This is a genomic window from Kitasatospora sp. GAS204B, from assembly GCF_029892155.1.
In the GTDB taxonomy this organism is placed as follows: Bacteria; Actinomycetota; Actinomycetes; order Streptomycetales; family Streptomycetaceae; genus Kitasatospora.
Window position 1 is genome coordinate 17,996 of the sequence record NZ_JARZAG010000020.1, and the last position, 16,264, is coordinate 34,259.

The following is a 16,264-nucleotide window of genomic DNA, read 5'->3' on the forward strand; positions in this document are numbered from 1 at the left end:
CGGGTCCTGGCCGAGTTCTGGCGGCTGGCGGCTAGCGGCGCTGCTCGGCCGGTGCGGTCCGCTCGGTCGGCGTGCTCGGCTCGGTCCGGCCGGGCGGCGGGGCCTGGCCGGCCGGCACGGTGATCGGCTCGGCCGGCGGCTCCTCGGGGGCGCGGCCTGCCTGGGCGGCGAAGGCGCCGAGCAGCACCAGCAGGCCGCCGATCAGCTGGGTGGTGCCCAGGTGCTCGTCCAGCAGGAACCAGGCGGTGACGGTGGCGACGACCGCCTCGATGTTGGCGACCACGCCGGCGACCGGCGGGGAGAGGTGGCGCACCGAGACCACGCCGGTCAGGTAGGCGAGCACGGTGGCGACCAGGACCATCCAGGCCGCGGGCAGCAGGGCCGGTACGTGGTGGCCGGCCATGGTGACCCGGCCGCCCAGCTTGCTCCAGTCCGCCTCCCAGGGGCGGGTCACCACGGTCAGCGTGAGCGCCCCGATCAGCAGGCCGAACGCGGCCACCCCGAGCGGGTCGGCGGGCTTCTCGCCGCGACCGCCGGCGTCCGCGAGGACGAAGTAGCCGACCTGGCAGCAGGCCGCGCCGAGGGCGAAGAGCACGCCGAGGGCGTCCAGGCTCAGCCCGTTCCACACCTGCACCACGAAGGCCAGTCCGGTCACCGCCACCCCGGCACCGAGCGCCGCGCCCCGGGTCACCGGGCGGCGCTGCACGAAGCGCACGTAGACGAGCAGCAGCGGCGGTCCGAGGTACTCGATCAGCAGCGCGACGCCGACCGGGATCCGGGATATCGCCGCGAAGTAACAGGCCTGCACGCCGGCCACGCCGAGCAGCCCGAAACCCAGCAGCAGCCCGGGCCGGTCCCGCACGATGCTCCGATGGCGCCAGGCCAGCGGCAGCAGCACCACGGCGGCGCCGGTGGCCCGCAGCCACACCACGTGCAGCGGTGACAGGCCCGCCTCGATCAGCGGTTTGGCGGCGGTGCCGGAACCCCCGAAGGACACGGCGGAGATCAGCGCGAGCGTGAGGCCGACGGCCCGGCGGGAGCGGTGCGTGGTGGCCGGGGAGGAGTGCATCGGTGCATTCTGCCAGGTCCCGGACAAATGCGGTCGAGCGGGCGTCAGGCGGCGCCGACCAGGGCCGGCGGCGAGCCGCTCGGGCGGGCCGGTGCGGGCGGGCCGGTCTCGGTGGGCGCCTCCGGGGACGGGGGCTGGGACGGGGGCGGGGTGGGCTTCGCCGGGGTGGTGGGCGGCGTCGGGGTCGGCGGCGCCGGGTGCGTGGTGCCGGGCGAGGGGGAGGGGACGGGCGGTGCGGCCGTCGGCGGGGCCGTCGGCGCGGTCGAGGGCCCGTGCGACGGTACGCGCGAGGGTGCGTGCGGAGGTGCTGTCGGTCGGCGGTGCGTCGGCGCCGGGCTGTGCGGGCCCGCCGCACCGGGACCCGTGCTCGGCCCGGCCGCGGCGTCCTCGGCCGGGGCACCGGCGCTCGGCGGGGTGAAGGCGCGGACCGCCTTGCCGTCCAGTGCCGCCGTCATGTAGTCGGTCCAGATCCGCGCCGGATACCCGCCGCCGTTGACCCGCCCGCCGCCCGCCGTGCCGGAGAGCGTGACCTGCTGGCCGGTCCCGGCCTGCTCGCCGAACATCGCCACCGAGGTGACCAACTCCGGTGTGTAGCCGACGAACCAGGCCGAGCGGTTGCCGTCGGTGGTCCCGGTCTTGCCGGCCGCCGGGCGGCCGAGGTCCTGGGCGCGCCAGCCGGTGCCGCCGTCGTCCGCGATCACCCCCTGCAGCATCTCGGTGACCTGCCGGGCGGTCTGCTCGCCGACCGCCCGGCCGCTCCGCTTCGGCGGCAGCGGCACGTCGGTGCCGTTCAGCTTGACCGACTCGACCAGCCACGGGGTGATCCGCTGCCCGTCGTTGTCCAGCGTCGCGTAGACCCCGGCCATGTCCAGCACGCTCGGCATCGAGACGCCCAGCGGCAGCGAGGGCACCGGGTCCAGCTCGTTGGTGTCGGCCGGCAGTCCCAATGCGATCGCGGTCTGCTTGACCTTCTCCAGCCCGGTGTCCTGGGCGAGTTGGGCGAAGGCGGTGTTGACCGACCAGTCGGTGGCCTGGCGCAGGGTGATCCTGCCGTACTCGCGCTCGCCCTCGTTCGGCGGTGCGTACGGCGGTTTCGCGCTGCCGCCCTGCACGGGGCGGCGGTTGGCGCCGTCGTAGACGGTGTCCGGGGTGATGGCCTGCCCGTCCTGCGTCCTCGCGCCGCTCTCCAGGGCGGCGGCCAGCGCGATCGGCTTGAAGGTGGAACCCGCCTGGTAGTCGCGGCGGGTGGCGTTGTCGACGAAGTGCTCGGTGTAGTCGTCGCCGCCGTACAACGCCAGCACCGCACCGGACTTGGGATCCACCGAGACTGCGCCGGCCTGGATGTCGGCATCGCCCGGGCGCTGGTTCGGGTCCAGCTTGTCGGTCAACTGCCGCTGCACGGAACGCTGCAGGTCCGCCTGGCGGGCCGGGTCGATGCTCAGGGTGATCCGGTAGCCGCCCTTGGCCAGCGCGGCTTCGTCCACCAGCTGGTGCGCGACCAGGTAGTCCTTGGCCGCGTCCACCAGGTAGCCGGCCTGCCCGGCGAGCCCGAGCGCGGGCTGCGGCGCGCGCACGGTGGGGAGGGTGAGGGCGGCCCGGTCGGCGGCGGCCAGCCAGTTCTCCTTCACCATGCCGTCCAGCACGTAGTTCCACCGGGCGGTGGCCGCGCGTTTGCCGGCCTCGGTGGCGGTCGACAGGTCGTAGGCCGAGGGCGCGTTCAGTAGGGTGGCCAGGTAGGCGCCCTGGGCCGGGTCCAACGTGGCCGCGTCGACGCCGAAGTAGGCCTGCGCGGCGGCCTGGATCCCGTACGCGCCGCGCCCGTAGTAGGTGGTGTTCAGGTAGTTCGCCAGGATCTCCTGCTTGGAGAGGGTGGCGTCCACCTTGAGCGCGATGAAGATCTCCTGGACCTTCCGGCTGATCGTCTGCTGCTGCGTCAGATAGGCGTTCTTGACGTACTGTTGAGTGATCGTCGAACCGCCTTGGGCGCCCTTGCCGGTGGCGGTGTTCCAGCCCGCGCGCAGCAACGCGGCCGGGTTGACGGCGCCCTCGCGGTAGAAGCCGCGGTCCTCGGCCGCCAGGACGGCGTGCTGCGCGTCGGTGGAGACCTGGTCCAGGCCCACGCTCTGCCGGTTGGTCTGGCCGGTCTGGGCGAGCACCGTGCCGTCCCGGTAGAGCCAGGTGTTGCGCTGCGCGGTGGCGGCCGCGTGCGCGTCCGGGACCTTGACCAGCGCCACGCCGAGCGCGAAGAGGCCGGTGCCGAGCAGCAGCGCCGCGAAGGTCGAGAAGAGCGCGAACCGCCAGGTCGGCACCAGCCGTCGCCAGCCCTGGCGGTGCGGTCGTCCCGAGTGCAGCACGCGGCGCGGCAGCGGGCGGGAAGCGGTTCGCGGCACGGGTGGGCCTTTCCTGTCAGCCCCGTGACGGTCGTTCACGCGGTGGATGGGCGGTGGATGGGCGCTGGTTGGTCTGGCTGGTCCGGGTCGGACCTGGGCAGGGACCCCGCCAGCCTGCCCGGGGCCGTTCGATGGATGCTAGGGACTTTTGTCCCTTTTTTGAGTAAGTGACACGAGTTGTTGCGATTAGTGTGGGATCGTGCAGCGGTGCGGCTGCCCGGCGGTCGGGCGCAATGGGCGGAGGCGGTGGGGCCGTGGGTAACTCTCAGCTCCCCGAGGGCAGCCGGCTGCTGCGGATCGACGGCACCGTCACGCATGTGCGCCGCGAGGGCAGCGGGCCGGTCTGCGTGCTGAGCGGCGGGCTCGGCTGTGCCTGGTTCGACTGGGACGCGGTGGCCGCACTGCTGGTGCCGCACCGCACCGTGGTCCGCTTCGACCGGCCGGGCTACGGGCTCAGCGCGGCCGCGGCCGGCCCGGCCACGCTCGCCGGTGAGGCCGAGCGGATCCGGCAACTGCTGGACGGGGTCGGCCTGTTCGAGCCCTGCGTGGTGGTCGGCCACTCGTTGGCCGCATTCCACGTGGAGGCCTTCGCGCGGCTGCATCCGGACCGCACGCGCGCCGTGGTGCTGGTCGACGGGAGCGTCGAGCCGCGCGCCAGGGCTCGCCCGTTGCCCGGCGTCCGGGTGGCGGCGGCGCGGGCGGTGGCCGGTGCGGCCCGGGCCCTGGCCGTGCCCTACCTGCTGGGGCCGCCCGGGCGGCGGCTGGTGGTGCGACTGGCCACCGCGCAGCGCCGCGACCCCGCCCCGCGGGCACTGGTGCGGCGCTGCTACCGGACCGCGCGGGCGCTGCGCGCGGCCCTGCTCGAGAACACCTGCTACCTGGACCAGGCCGCCGAACTACTGGCGTTGCGCGAGGAGTTGCCGATGACAGCGCCGGCCGTCGCGCTGGCCGCGAGCTCGGCTTTCGGCCTCGCCGCCGCCGCGGGCTGCGGTGCCGGGCGGGGGACCCGTCGGCGGTTGGAGCGGCAGGCGCTGCTGGCGGCGGAGCTCGGCGGCGGGCTGCACATCGTGGCGCCCGCCGGGCACCTGCTGATGCTGGATCAGCCGGCTGCCGTGGCGGCGGCGGTGCTGGAGTTCTGAGCCTCCGCCGGCCCGGGTGGCTTTCTCGGCTCCGTCGGCTCTTCAGGCGCCTGAGGTCCTTGAGGCTCTTGAGGCGTTTGCGGTTCGGTTGCCTCCGCCGGTTCCGTCCGGGCCGGCAGCGGCAGCCAGAGGCGCACCGCGAAGCCGCCGTCCGGCTCGGGACCCGCCTCGATCGTCCCGCCCAGGATGCAGGCCCGTTCGCGCAGGCCGATCAGCCCGTGGTGCCCGCCCGGCAGCTCGGGCTCGGTGCGCGGCCCGCTGGGGGCGGCGTTGCGCACGGTGACCCGCAGGCAGTCCGGTTCGATCCGCAGCAGCACCTCGGTCGGCGCGCCCGGCGCGTGCTTGCGCACGTTGGTCAGCGCCTCCTGCGCCGTGCGGTAGGCGGCCCGCTCCACCGGCTCCGGCAGCGGGCCGTCCAGGCAGCCGTCGACCCGCAGCACCGCGTCCACCTCGGCGGCCGCCACCAGCCGTGCCAGGTCGGCCAGCCGGGGCTGCGGCGCCAGTTCGGTCGGCCCGGCGCCGGCGGCCCGCAGCACGATGATCATCGACCGCAGCTCCTCCAGCGTCGCCACCGCGAGCCCGCGCAGGATGCCCGCGGTCTCCCGGGTCGCCGGGTCCTTGGTGGTAACCTGCAGCGCCCCCGCCTGCACCGCGATCAGCCCCGCCTGGTGCGAGACCACGTCGTGCATCTCCCGGGCGATCCGGGCCCGCTCCTCGGCGATCACCGTCTTCGCGTACAGCGCGCGCTCGTGGTCGCGCAGTTCGGCGAGCTCCGCGACCCGTGCCGAGAGGTCCAGCCGGGTCTGCGCGAGCAGCCCGAGCATCACCGGGCCGGTGCCCAGCATGCTGGCGAAGATCAGGTGCTGGGTGATGTCGCTCCAGCTCTCCAGCCGCAGCCCGCTGATCGGCCACGGTATGAAGCTGCCGACCACCACTGCCAGCGCCACCAGGGCCTTCTGCCACTGCGCCCGCTCGGTGCGGGCCACCGTGTAGGCGGCGATCATGGCGGCGAGCAGCGCGTTGCCCGCGTACAGTCCGGGCAGCGTGAGCAGCAGCACGGTGCGCGGGAAGCGGCGGCGCAGCAGCAGCACGGCGGCGGCCCCCAGTGAGATCAGGAAGCGCCAGTCACGCGGGGGCGGAAAGTTGAGCAGCGCGTCCAGCGCGGCCGGTATCACCAGCAGCACGTCGACCGCCCAGGCATGCCAACGGCGCTCCGGGCGCCAGAACCAGCGGCCGACGCGCGCTATCGGGCTCCGTCGCCCGCTGGGCTCTCTCGCGGCCTCGCTGGTGCTCACCCGGGTTCGTTCCTCGCCTGCTCGTGCTGCTGTTCGTCCTGTTGCTTCTGCTGCTCGTCCCGGTCCCTGAACCACTCACCCCGGACCATCCGCCCCCTGCGACGCTACAGGACCGGCCGCGCCGACGAGGCGGGCCCGGGAGCGGGCCGCACCCTCCTCAGGAGTGGTGAGGTCGAGGACGGCCTGCCGGCTCGGCGGCCGGGGCCGGGGCGCGCTGTCGGCGCGCCATCGGGCAGCGGGCCCCGGCTGCGGAGGTCGAGGACGGCCTGCCGGCTCGGCGGCCGGGGCCGGGGCGCGCTGTCGGCGCGCCATCGGGCAGCGGGCCCCGGCTGCGCCATGACGGAGCGTCAGTGGGTGCTGTTCTACTGGACTGCGCCGTGCGGCCGGCCGGCCGCACGCGGACCCGGAGGAGTCGAGCCATGGGCATGTCGCTGCGCAATGTGACCGCGATCACCTTGTTCGTCGAAGACCTGGAACGGTCCAGGGAGTTCTACCGGACGGTCTGCGGCCTGGACCCGATGTACGAGGATGCGGACTCGGCGGCCTTCAAGTTCGACAACACGATCATCAATCTGCTGAAGACCACCGCGGCGGACGAGGTGGTCGCGCCGTCGCCGGTAGCTGCTGCGGGGCTGGGCGCGCGCTGCCTCTACACCATCTCGGTCGACGACACGGACGAGGCCGTCGCGCGGCTGGCCGAGCTGGGCGTGCCGGTGCTGGGTGGGCCGATCGACCGCCCGTGGGGCCTGCGCACCGCCGCTTTCGCCGACCCGGACGGCAATGTCTGGGAGGTCGCGCAGGAGCTGCCTTCGGTGGCGAACTGACGCCCAGGACAGCCGGCCCCGCAGGGCACTCGCTCAGCAGGGTGTCCCGCGGGGCCAGTTGTACTGGGCGTCGATCCGGTATTCGCCCGGGGCCGGGGCGGTGAGCTCGGTCCAGTCGCCCTTCTGACGCAGGCAGGTGCCGCCCGGGCCGTGTGCGGTGAGCCAGGGGGACCACGGGATGCGCACCAGGACGGGGCCGGGCGCGCTGACGGTGAGCTGGAGTTGGGCGGCGTCGGCGCGCTCCACCGTGGCCGGCGGGTCGGCGAGCGGGACGGCGTCGGTGAAGCGGAACAGCTGCCAGTGGTCGTCGTGCCAGACCTCCCGCAACCAGGCGGGGCCGGTGCGGATCAGGGCCGCCTCGGCGTTCGCGGCCGCGTCGGTGGCGCCGGCCGGGAGGGCGACGTAGCCGACCGACCAGCGCTGAAGCCAGTCGTGGTAGCTCGCCGGGGTGAGGGTGTTGTCGTAGAAGAGCGGGTTCCGCTGGACATCGGCCTGGCGGTTCCAGCCGCGGGCCAGCTCGGCCGTGTCGACCAGGCCCCAGGACTCCCAGTGGTTGAGCATCGGGACGGCTTCGACCCTGGCCTGGTCGGCGTGCAGCAGGCGCAGCTCGGCGAGCAGGGCGTCGGCCTGGCCGGCGGGGGGCGGGGTGGGGATGCCGATGATGTTGGCGCTGACCGTCCAGTACGCGGTCACCGTGAGCGCGAGCAGCGCGGCGGGGGTGCGCCGCCAGCTGAACGGGCGGGTGCAGAGCGCGGCCAGTACCAGCACGCTGCCGAAGATCAGCGGGAGCCGCTCCACATTGCTGCCGATCGGGGTGCGGAAGGCCCAGGTCAGCCCGGAGCCCACGGCGTAGACCAGGCAGCCGATCCGCAGGGTCCGCCAGGACGGCGGGCTGATCAGCGCCACCACGGCGGCGCAGCCGACGCAGATCAGGGCGGTGGGTCCGGAGATCGGGTCGATCCCGGAGCCGGGGAAGAGCACTGCCGCGCCCAGCACCACCACGGGCGGCGGCAGGGCCAGTGCCCAGCCGGTCCGGCGGCGGCCGGTGAGCAGCAGCGCGGCCGCCACGACCTCGACGAAGAGGCCGGCCACCGGGCTGGCCATGGTGGCGAGCAGTGCGCAGAGGGCCGCCCAGGCGTACCGCTGCCAGCCGGAGCCGCGTGCGGGGGCGGTGGCCTGCCCGGCTCCGCTCGGTCCTGAGTCGATCGGCAGCAGCGCGGCCAGGCCGAACATGATGCCGAGCGCGAAGGTCACCCGCCCCGCGGCCACGTTGCAGGACAGTGCGAAAGCGCCCCACAGCGCCACTGGCAGCGGTCGGCGGACACCCGCACGGACGATCAGGTGGGCGAGCAGTGCCGCCGAGACGACGCAGCTGGCCACCGCGACCGTGCGCACCCCGAACAGGGCCATCAGCCAGGGGGTCAGCACGCTGTAGGAGGCGGGGTGCATGCCGCCGTACCAGGCCAGGTCGTATGCCGAGCCCGGGTGGTGCGCCGCGAAGTCCGCCCAGGCCCACTGGGCGGCCAGGTCCCCGCTGACCCCGGCGACGTACCGGGCCCAGAGCACCCCGAGCAGCAGCGCGGCCGCTGCGGCGACCCAGACCGGTCGGCTCAGGGCCGGCCGCCGCGGCAGCGCTCCCACCCGGCCGGCGGGCGTCGGTGGGGACGGTGGCGCGGCTGCCTGCTGCGGAGCGCTCACAGGGTCTGGTACTCCTGTCATCGAAGGGTCGGCGGTCAGGCCGGCGGACGGTTGGTGTGCACCCTCTCCAAGGATCATCACAAGCCGCCGGGCGGCGGTGGTAACCGGGGCCGCCTGAGGGGCTGTCAGCTCACACGTCGGGAGTACATGCGGCGGTTCGCCGGGCGCGGGCTGGTGGCGCTGCCCCGGTGAGGCTCACGGGTGCTGAAACGCGGGTGCTGAAACGCGAAGGCGCTGAAACGCGAGGGACGACAGGCGCGGGACGGAAACGCAATGGGGCGCTCTCCCGGAGGAGAGCGCCCCATCAGGCGTGTGCCTTGTTGTGCGCCGCCAGGGACTCGAACCCCGGACCCGCTGATTAAGAGTCAGCTGCTCTAACCAACTGAGCTAGCGGCGCTTGTTCAACGCCGAGAACAGTACCTGACCAGCGGGCCTTTGTTGAAATCGGCTGGAGCGCCGCCCTCTTTCGAGAGCGGCGCTCTCGCTTCGGATCGCCGCCCTCGTGGTCAGCTCATCAGCTGAACGTCCGGCTGTGGCCGGTGAGTTCGGAAGTCCCGCCTGCCGGGGCCGCCGCTGCCGGAGCCGGGCTCAGGCCGCCGGTGCCTTCGTCCGCAGGATCTCGATGAACGCCCGCAGCCAGCCCGGGTGGTCCGGCCAGGCGCGGGCCGAGACCAGCATGCCGTCCACCACGGCCTCGCCGTCCCGGTAGGTGGCGCCCGCCGCCCGGACGTCCGGCTCCAGTGCCGGGTAGGCGGCGGTGGTCCGGCCGCCCAGGACGCCGGCCGCGCCGGTGATCTGCGGACCGTGGCAGATCTGTGCCACCGGCTTCTCGGCGTCGAAGAAGTGCCGCACGATCCGCTGCAACTCGGGGTCGTTGCGCAGGTACTCGGGGGCCCGGCCGCCGGGGATCACCAGCGCGACGTACTCGGCCGGGTCGACCTCGGCGAAGGCCAGGTCGGCGGGCCAGCTGTAACCGGGCTTCTCGGTGTAGGTGTCGAAGCCGTCCTCGAAGTCGTGCACCACGAAGCGCAGCTTCTTCTTGCTCGGCGCGGCGATGTCGACCTGGTACCCCTCCTCCTGGAGCCGCTGGTACGGGTAGAGGACCTCCAGCGACTCGGCGGCGTCCCCGGTGACGAGCAGCACCTTCACAGCCATGCGTGGCCTCGATTCGATTCGATCGGCGGTCGGGTGCGCGGCGGTAGCGGTGCGCTCACGCAGCGGCACCGTCCACCGGCGTCGCGTACATCCCCATCGGGCACAAGCGGGAAACGCCGAAGGCCTCTCGCTCAGAAGTCTGAACGAGAGGCCTTCGACCGTCGGTGCGCCGCCAGGGACTCGAACCCCGGACCCGCTGATTAAGAGTCAGCTGCTCTAACCAACTGAGCTAGCGGCGCGTGCTGACCCGGAGAACATTACACGGCGTCCGGCCAAACATCGAATCGTCACCGGCCGGTCGCACGGCGTCACCCTCGCTCAGCTGGGAGCCTCCGCCCCCTCCCGGGCGTAGTACCACCAGCAGACGCCCAGGCAGAGCGAGTAGTACCCGACCACGACGTACAGCAGGTCGGTGACCGGGAAGAGCGCGAGCATCGCGGGGAGGAAGAAGCCCCCGCAACTGGCGATCGCGGTCGACAGGCCGGCCACCGCCGAGGCGGTCCGGTCGGTCCGGTCCCGGTCGCGGAAGATCGCCGCGAGCTGCCGGACGATCGACCCGCTGCCGAGCCCGGCGAAGAAGAACGCGGCCAGGAAGGCGGCGTAGCAGAGCCGGAAGTTGCCTCCGTCGCCGGCGGCCGGCAGTGCGCGGACCGCCACGATGACGGTCAGCGCCAGCCCGGCGAAGGCGACCAGCGTGCACCTGGCGCCGGTCACCCTGCTGCCGGGCCGGCCGCCGAGCCACTGGGCCAGCGCGCCGACGAAGGGGCCGGCCCAGGCGTAGCGGGTCGCTGACCAGGCGGGGGCGAGCGGGGTGAAGCTGGTGTCGATCAGGTTCGGCAGTGCGGCGGCGAAGCCGATGAAGGAACCGAAGGCGCCCACCTGGAGCAGGGTCAGCAGCCAGGTGTGCTTGCGGCGCAGGATCCCGCTCGGCTGCTCGAACGGCTTGGTCGCGCCGTCGAGTTCGTTCATCCGCGACCAGGCGAGCCCGGCCGTCACCAGCAGCGGCGGGATCCAGAGGAAGGCGCTGTTCGCGATCGGTGCGAGCAACTGGACCGCGCCGACGCCCAGGCTGGCGAGCACCGCGTTGCGCCGGCACGCGGCGCCCCTCCCCGCCCTCGGGAAGCCCGGGAAACTCGGCAAGCTCGGGTACAGGGCGGCGATGCCGGCCATCGAGGCGGCGAAGTTGCCACCGCCGATCCCGCAGAGCGCGGCGATCACCACCATGACCGGATAGGGCGTCGCGGTGTCCCGCAGGGCCAGGCCGAGCCAGAGCAGCGGGCCGGTCAACAGCAGCGTGCTGAACGTCGTCCAGCGGCGTCCCCCTATCACCGGCCCGAGCAGGGTGTAGCCGAGCTGGAGGGTGGCGCCGGTCAGGCCGGGGACGGCGGTCAGCCAGAACTTCTGCGAAGCGGTGTAGTCGAAGCCGATCCGGTCGAGCTGAACCACCGTCACCGACCAGATCTGCCAGACCGCGCAGGCCAGCAGCAGGGCCGGCCCGGAGACCCGCAGGTTGCGGGCCGCCACCCGTGCGCCGGTGGTGGCCCAGAACTCGGGTTCCTCCGGGGTCCAGTGGTGGATCGCGGTGCCGGGCCGGTAGCTGTCCCGGCGCGGGCCGCGCGGCAGGACGGTGCTCAACGGACGCTCCCGTGGCGACGCCGGACGTTCCCGTGGCGGCGTGGACGCGCGCTCAGTGCTCGTGCTCCGGGGTGAGCCGCCAGATCAGCGCGACGACCAGGAAGCAGACGGCGGAGAAGGCCGTGGTCCACCAGGCGGTGCCGAGGTCGCCGGTCAGCCAGGCGTTGGCGGCCACGGTCAGCGCCCAGAGCTGGCCGACCAGCACGGTGAGCGCGATCAGCACCCGCGCGGTCGGCAGCGTCGCGCGTCCAGGCCCGGGGCCGGACGGGACACCTGTGTCCGCGTCCGGTCGGCGGAAGTAGTCGGCCGGGTAGGTCCGGTAGCCGGCGGGCGGCACCGGATCCGGCGCAGGCCCGGGCTCGGACGGCTGGTCGGTCACGTCTGCTCCTTGACGGGCCCGGTGGGTGCGACGGTCGGGCCGTCGCAGCCCGCCTGGTGGGCCAGGTCCGGGTCACGCTCGTGCAGTTGGCGGCAGACGCCGTGCTCCTCGCTCTCGCCCGAACGGGCGGTGCCGATCGCCCAGATCCCGCCGGCCGGATCCTCCACCAGCACGACCTTCGGCAGCCCGCGCGGCGGCGGACCGGCCGTCACGTCACCGCTGCGGACGTCGAACGCGCCCCCGTGGCACGGGCAGTACAGCTCGCCCACCGCTCCCCGGTCGGGGCGCCACAGGACACCGCAGGCCATGTGGGTGCAGACGGTGGAGTAGCCGGCCAGCGAGCCGTCGGCCAGCCGGATCCCGATCGCCCGGTCCTGCGCGGTGGGGTAGCCGAAGGTGATGGTCGCGCCGGGGGCCAGCTGGTCGGCGACCTTCAGCGGATCGGCACCGCCGTCGCCGTGCCGGGGGAGCACGCCGGCGGCGACCACCGTGGAGCCGACCGCGAGGCCGCCGGAGAGCGTGGCGACCAGACGCAGGCAGTCGCGCCGGGTGGTGGTGGCCATGGTCGGCGAGGCGGCATCGGGCAGCTCTCGCGGCTCCTCAGGGCTGGTCATGTCGCCGCTCCGTCCCTCTCGGCGCCCGCAGCGCGGTGCTGAACGGCAGGTAGAGCAGCGCGAACACGACCGAGGCCGCGTGCAGCACGGCCAGGAACTGGTAGCCGGCGCCGTGCAGCGCGAGCTCGGAGAAGGTGAGCAGCAGGCCGGTCACCGCGAGCGTCAGCAGCGCCGTCAGCACGAGCGGGTTCAGCAGCAGACCGCCGGTCGCCGCCCGGTCGCCCCGCCACAACAGGAACCCGGCGGTGGCCACCACCAGCACCGCCACCAGGGCCAGGCCGTGGAACACCGCCCACCCGACCAGTCCGTCCGCGTCGAAGCCGAAGAGCCGGTGCCCCCAGAGCCGCAGCAGACAGCCCGACCCGGCCGGGTCCCCGCTCACGGTGAAGCTGAGCCACCCCCAGGAGAGCGGGAAGGTGATCGCGGCAGCCGCCAGACAGCCCCAGCAGAGCAGGTGACGCGCCACTCGATCGGCAGGCGAGGGGGAGTCGGCACGCTGCGGGAGTCCCAGGAGATCGCGGGCCAGCCGAGGCAGCGCGAGCGGCTCCGCCCGCAGGCCGGACCAGGAGGTCGCGCTCCGCCAGCGCAGCCGGAGCAACTGGACGGACCGGCGGCCGGCCGGCGCGTTCACCCAGCAGGTGAAGCGGTGGGCGAGCCCGAACGCCAGGAAGACGGTGGCCGCCGCGTACGGCAGTTGCGCGGCGTCGAGGTCGCGCAGACCCCGGCTGCCCGCCACGATCGCCAGCACCAGGGTGAGCGAGGCCAGCACACCCACCAGGACCGCACGCTGGCCGACCGTGCGCGGCGGCAGTTCCGGCTCGGCCCAGGGCGGCCGCGGCTGCGGATCCCACTCCCCGGGCCCGCTGACCTCCTGCTCGGACACGGCCAACAGAGGACCTCCACACGCGGGACGGACGGCTGCCGCGCGGCTGTGCCCGGCTCTCTGCCAGGCACGCTAGGCGGCACCCGACCCGGACGCCTGCCAGAGCGGGCGTCCGAGTGACGCGGCGTCAGAGTTCCTCACGCCACCTGATCAGGCGTCAGACCAGTTCCACCGTCGGGTAGTGGCAGGCCGCCGCGTGGTCGGCCTCCGGTGCGGCCTCCGTGAGGGCGGGCGGTGTCGTCTCGCAGGGCGTCCGCTGCTCCGCTCCGAGGGTCGCGTAGATCGGGCAGCGGGGGCGGAAGGCGCAGCCGGTGGGGCGGCTGGTGGGGGAGGGCGGGTCGCCGGGGAGCAGGAGGCGGGTGCGGGTGCGTTCGGCGGCGGGGTCGGGGAGCGGGACGGCGGAGAGCAGGGCGCGGGTATAGGGGTGGCGGGGGGCGGCGAAGACGGCGGAGATCTCGCCCTGTTCGACGGTGCGGCCCAGGTACATCACGCTGACGCGGTCGGCGAGGTGGCGGATCACCGAGAGGTCGTGGGAGACGAAGAGGTAGGCCAGGCCGAGCGAGGCCTTGAGTTCCTGGAGCAGGTTGAGGACGCCGGCCTGGATGGAGACGTCGAGCGCGGAGACCGGCTCGTCCAGCACGAGGAGTTCGGGGGAGACCGCCAACGCCCGTGCGATGGAGATGCGTTGGCGCTGGCCACCGGAGAACTCGTGCGGGTAGCGCGAGGCGTGGGCGGGGTCGAGGCCGACCTGGCTGAGCAGGGCGGGAATTCGGGCGGAGCTGACGGCGCGGTCGGTGCCCAGGGCTTGCAGCGGCTCGGCGATGATGTCGCCGATCGGCATCCGGGGGTCCAGCGAGGCCATCGGGTCCTGGAAGACGATCTGCAGCTGGCCGCGCAGCTGTTGGGCGGCCGAGCGGGTGAGGGTGGCGGTGTCCTGGCCGAGCAGTTCGATCCGGCCGCCCTCGGGCTTGCCGAGGGCCAGGATCTCGAAGAGCGTGGTGGACTTGCCCGAGCCCGACTCGCCGACCAGGCCCAGGGTTTCGCCGCGCCGGATGTCCAGCGAGACGCCGTCCACCGCGTAGACCTCGCCGACCTTGCGCTTGAAGACGTTGCCCTTGAGGACGGGGAAGGTCTTGCGGAGCGAGGAGATGGTGAGGACGGGCGGCAGGGTGGCGCGGGGGGCAGCGGTGGCAGGCGGCGGAAACACGGGGACGGGGTAGATGTCGGACGGGGCCGGGCGGGTCTCGGCCAGCTGGGCCGCGCGGATGCACGCGGCCTGATGGTCGACGGGACCGGCCAGGGCGGGCTCGGCGACCAGGCACTCGTCCGTGGCCAGCGGGCAGCGGGCCGCGAACGGGCAGCCCGGCGGCAGGGCGTTGAGGGCCGGCGGGTTGCCGGGGATGGGGACGAGCGGACCGCCCGCCCGGTCCAGCCGTGGCACCGCGCCGATCAGGCCGAGGGTGTAGGGGTGGTGGGGCGCCGTGAAGAGGTCGTCCACGCCGGCGGTCTCCACCACCCGCCCGGCGTACATCACCGCCACCCGGTCGGCCATCTGCGCGATCACGCCCAGGTCGTGGCTGACCAGCACCAGCGCGGCGCCGGTCTCGCGCTGGGCGGTGCGCAGCACGTCCAGCACCTGGGCCTGGATGGTGACGTCGAGCGCCGTGGTGGGCTCGTCGGCGAGCAGGACGTCGGGGTCGTTGGCGACGGCCATCGCGATCATCGCGCGCTGGCGCATGCCGCCGGAGAACTCGTGCGGGAAGCTGTCCAGGGCCCGGTCCGGGTCCGGGATGCCGACCAGGTCGAGGAGTTCGGCGGCCCGGCGGCGGCCGGTCGCCTTGTCGACCTTCTGGTGGACCTGGACCGCCTCGGCGATCTGGTCGCCGATCCGGTAGACGGGCGTGAAGGCGGAGAGCGGGTCCTGGAAGACCATCGAGATCCGCCGGCCGCGGATCCTGGCCAGCTCGTTGCCGGGCAGCCCGACCAGCTCGCGCCCGTCCAGCTCGACCGAGCCGCGCACGGTGGCGGTGCCGGGCAGCAGGCCGAGGACGGCCAGCGCGGTGACGGACTTGCCGGAGCCGGACTCGCCGACGATGCCCAGGGTCTCGCCGCGCGCCAGGGTCAGGTCGACGCCGCGCACGGCGGTGGTTCTCGCGCGCTTGCGGTTGCCGGCGAAGTCGACCCGCAGGTCGCGGACGGCGAGGAGGGGGGAGGTCACGGTGGTCATCAGGCCTTGCCTTGACGGGACTTGCGCTCGGAACGGGTCGAGCGCCGCCGCCCGGCCTCCGCCGTCGGGTCGAGCGCGTCGCGCAGCCCGTCGCCGATCAGGTTGACGGCCAGCACGAAGAGCACCAGCAGCCCGGCCGCGAAGTAGAACATCCACGGGTAACTGGGCGCGGCGTCCGTGCCGTTGGCGATCAGGGTGCCGAGCGAGACGTCGGGGGCCTTGACGCCGAAGCCGAAGTAGGAGAGCGCGGTCTCGCTCATCACGGCCGCGCCGACCGCGATGGTGGCGTCCACGATCAGGTAGGAGGCGGCGTTCGGCAGGATGTGCCGCCAGATGATCCGCAGCGGCCGCACGCCCATGAACCGTGCGGCGCGGACGAATTCGCGCTCCTTGAGGGAGATCGTCATCGACCGGACCACCCGGGCGGTGATCATCCAGTTGAAGGCGGCCAGCAGCACCACGAAGGCGATCCAGCCGCCGCTCTGCAGCCGGGGCGAGATGATCGCGATGATCAGGAAGCTCGGGAAGACCAGCATCAGGTCGACGAAGAACATCAGCAGCCGGTCGGCCCAGCCGCCGAAGTAGCCGGCGCAGGAACCGACCAGGCCGGCCGCGACGGTGGAGAGCAGTGCCACCAGCAGCCCGATGATCAGCGACTTCTGCAGGCCGCGCAGGGTCTGTGCGTAGACGTCCTGGCCGAGGCCGCCAGTGCCGAACCAGTGGGTGCCGGAGGGCGGTTCGCGCAGTGCGGAGTAGTCGATGTCGGTGTAGTGCCACTGCGTCAGGTAGGGCCCGACGAAGGCCAGCAGGAAGAGCAGCACCACCACGGCCAGGCCCACCAGCGCTCCTGGGGCGGCCAGCAGGCGGGCCAGCACCAGGCGGCCCCGGCTCGCGGGAGCCGGTGCGGCGGCCGCCACGGGCACCTCGTCCAGCACTGCGGTCACAACGGCATCTCC

General features: G+C 73.7%; 13 protein-coding genes and 2 tRNA genes. 2 read left to right on the top strand and 13 right to left on the bottom strand.

Translation table 11 applies throughout. From position 1 onward, the window contains the following. Window positions 1–31 precede the first annotated feature (31 nt). Together P3T41_RS24980 and P3T41_RS24985 are read right to left on the bottom strand one after the other, a co-directional pair. Window positions 32–1,069, bottom strand: coding sequence for an EamA family transporter (locus P3T41_RS24980; RefSeq protein WP_280692500.1), 1,038 nt, complete (start codon window positions 1,067–1,069; stop codon window positions 32–34). A gap of 44 nt (window positions 1,070–1,113) precedes the next feature. Next, window positions 1,114–3,459 carry a transglycosylase domain-containing protein gene (locus tag P3T41_RS24985; protein WP_280692502.1) on the bottom strand — a complete coding sequence of 782 codons (2,346 nt, stop codon included), beginning with the start codon at window positions 3,457–3,459 and terminating at the stop codon, window positions 1,114–1,116. Between the two features lie 254 nt (window positions 3,460–3,713). Between P3T41_RS24985 and P3T41_RS24990 the strand changes: the two genes are divergently transcribed. Then, entirely contained in the window at window positions 3,714–4,598 is an 885-nt protein-coding gene (locus P3T41_RS24990; protein ID WP_280692504.1) for an alpha/beta hydrolase, read from the top strand. Here the strand turns inward: P3T41_RS24990 and P3T41_RS24995 are convergent. Continuing rightward, entirely contained in the window at window positions 4,559–5,893 is a 1,335-nt protein-coding gene (locus tag P3T41_RS24995; protein WP_280692506.1) for a histidine kinase, read from the bottom strand. The two genes, P3T41_RS24990 and P3T41_RS24995, sit on opposite strands and share 40 nt — an antisense overlap. A 419-nt stretch (window positions 5,894–6,312) precedes the next feature. Here P3T41_RS24995 and P3T41_RS25000 point away from each other — a divergent pair, with 419 nt between their 5' ends. Continuing rightward, window positions 6,313–6,717 (top strand): VOC family protein, encoded by a 405-nt coding sequence (locus P3T41_RS25000; protein ID WP_280692508.1) that lies wholly within the window; start codon window positions 6,313–6,315, stop codon window positions 6,715–6,717. 33 nt (window positions 6,718–6,750) lie between these two features. Here the strand turns inward: P3T41_RS25000 and P3T41_RS25005 are convergent, their stop codons facing one another. The 10 genes from P3T41_RS25005 to P3T41_RS25050 all read right to left on the bottom strand — a co-directional run bounded on the left by P3T41_RS25005 (window position 6,751) and on the right by P3T41_RS25050 (window position 16,252). Further along, a complete protein-coding gene (locus tag P3T41_RS25005; protein ID WP_280692509.1) occupies window positions 6,751–8,415 on the bottom strand; it encodes an MFS transporter in 1,665 nt (554 codons plus the stop codon). Between the two features lie 323 nt (window positions 8,416–8,738). Continuing rightward, window positions 8,739–8,812 (bottom strand) — tRNA-Lys (locus P3T41_RS25010). Between the two features lie 191 nt (window positions 8,813–9,003). Next, on the bottom strand, window positions 9,004–9,570 hold the full coding sequence (locus P3T41_RS25015) for a DJ-1/PfpI family protein (protein WP_280692511.1): 567 nt from the start codon (window positions 9,568–9,570) through the stop codon (window positions 9,004–9,006). Window positions 9,571–9,735: 165 nt separating this feature from the next. Further along, window positions 9,736–9,809, bottom strand: a tRNA-Lys gene (locus P3T41_RS25020). 79 nt (window positions 9,810–9,888) lie between these two features. After that, window positions 9,889–11,205, bottom strand: coding sequence for a nitrate/nitrite transporter (locus tag P3T41_RS25025; RefSeq protein ID WP_280692513.1), 1,317 nt, complete (start codon window positions 11,203–11,205; stop codon window positions 9,889–9,891). A gap of 52 nt (window positions 11,206–11,257) precedes the next feature. After that, window positions 11,258–11,584, bottom strand: coding sequence for a DUF6755 family protein (locus tag P3T41_RS25030; protein WP_280692515.1), 327 nt, complete (start codon window positions 11,582–11,584; stop codon window positions 11,258–11,260). Then, the gene (locus P3T41_RS25035) at window positions 11,581–12,198 is read right to left on the bottom strand and encodes a Rieske (2Fe-2S) protein (protein WP_280692517.1); all 618 of its coding nucleotides are present in this window, start codon (window positions 12,196–12,198) and stop codon (window positions 11,581–11,583) included. Before P3T41_RS25035 ends, P3T41_RS25030 begins: the two co-directional genes overlap by 4 nt. Further along, window positions 12,185–13,081 carry an MFS transporter gene (locus tag P3T41_RS25040; RefSeq protein ID WP_280692519.1) on the bottom strand — a complete coding sequence of 299 codons (897 nt, stop codon included), beginning with the start codon at window positions 13,079–13,081 and terminating at the stop codon, window positions 12,185–12,187. The genes P3T41_RS25035 and P3T41_RS25040 overlap by 14 nt, the downstream gene beginning before the upstream one ends. Window positions 13,082–13,238: 157 nt before the next feature. Further along, window positions 13,239–15,308 (bottom strand): ABC transporter ATP-binding protein, encoded by a 2,070-nt coding sequence (locus P3T41_RS25045; protein ID WP_280692521.1) that lies wholly within the window; start codon window positions 15,306–15,308, stop codon window positions 13,239–13,241. Further along, window positions 15,308–16,252, bottom strand: a complete 945-nt coding sequence (locus P3T41_RS25050; protein WP_280692523.1) for an ABC transporter permease — start codon at window positions 16,250–16,252, stop codon at window positions 15,308–15,310. The genes P3T41_RS25045 and P3T41_RS25050 overlap by 1 nt, the downstream gene beginning before the upstream one ends. Window positions 16,253–16,264 lie beyond the last annotated feature (12 nt).

Excerpts from the sequence above, each read along its gene's own strand:
- P3T41_RS24980 (WP_280692500.1), bottom strand. The coding sequence starts at position 1,069 with ATGCACTCCTCCCCGGCCACCACGCACCGCTCCCGCCGGGCCGTCGGC.
- P3T41_RS25000 (WP_280692508.1), top strand. The coding sequence starts at position 6,313 with ATGGGCATGTCGCTGCGCAATGTGACCGCGATCACCTTGTTCGTCGAA.
- P3T41_RS25015 (WP_280692511.1), bottom strand. The coding sequence starts at position 9,570 with ATGGCTGTGAAGGTGCTGCTCGTCACCGGGGACGCCGCCGAGTCGCTG.
- P3T41_RS25035 (WP_280692517.1), bottom strand. The coding sequence starts at position 12,198 with ATGACCAGCCCTGAGGAGCCGCGAGAGCTGCCCGATGCCGCCTCGCCG.
- P3T41_RS25045 (WP_280692521.1), bottom strand. The coding sequence starts at position 15,308 with ATGACCACCGTGACCTCCCCCCTCCTCGCCGTCCGCGACCTGCGGGTC.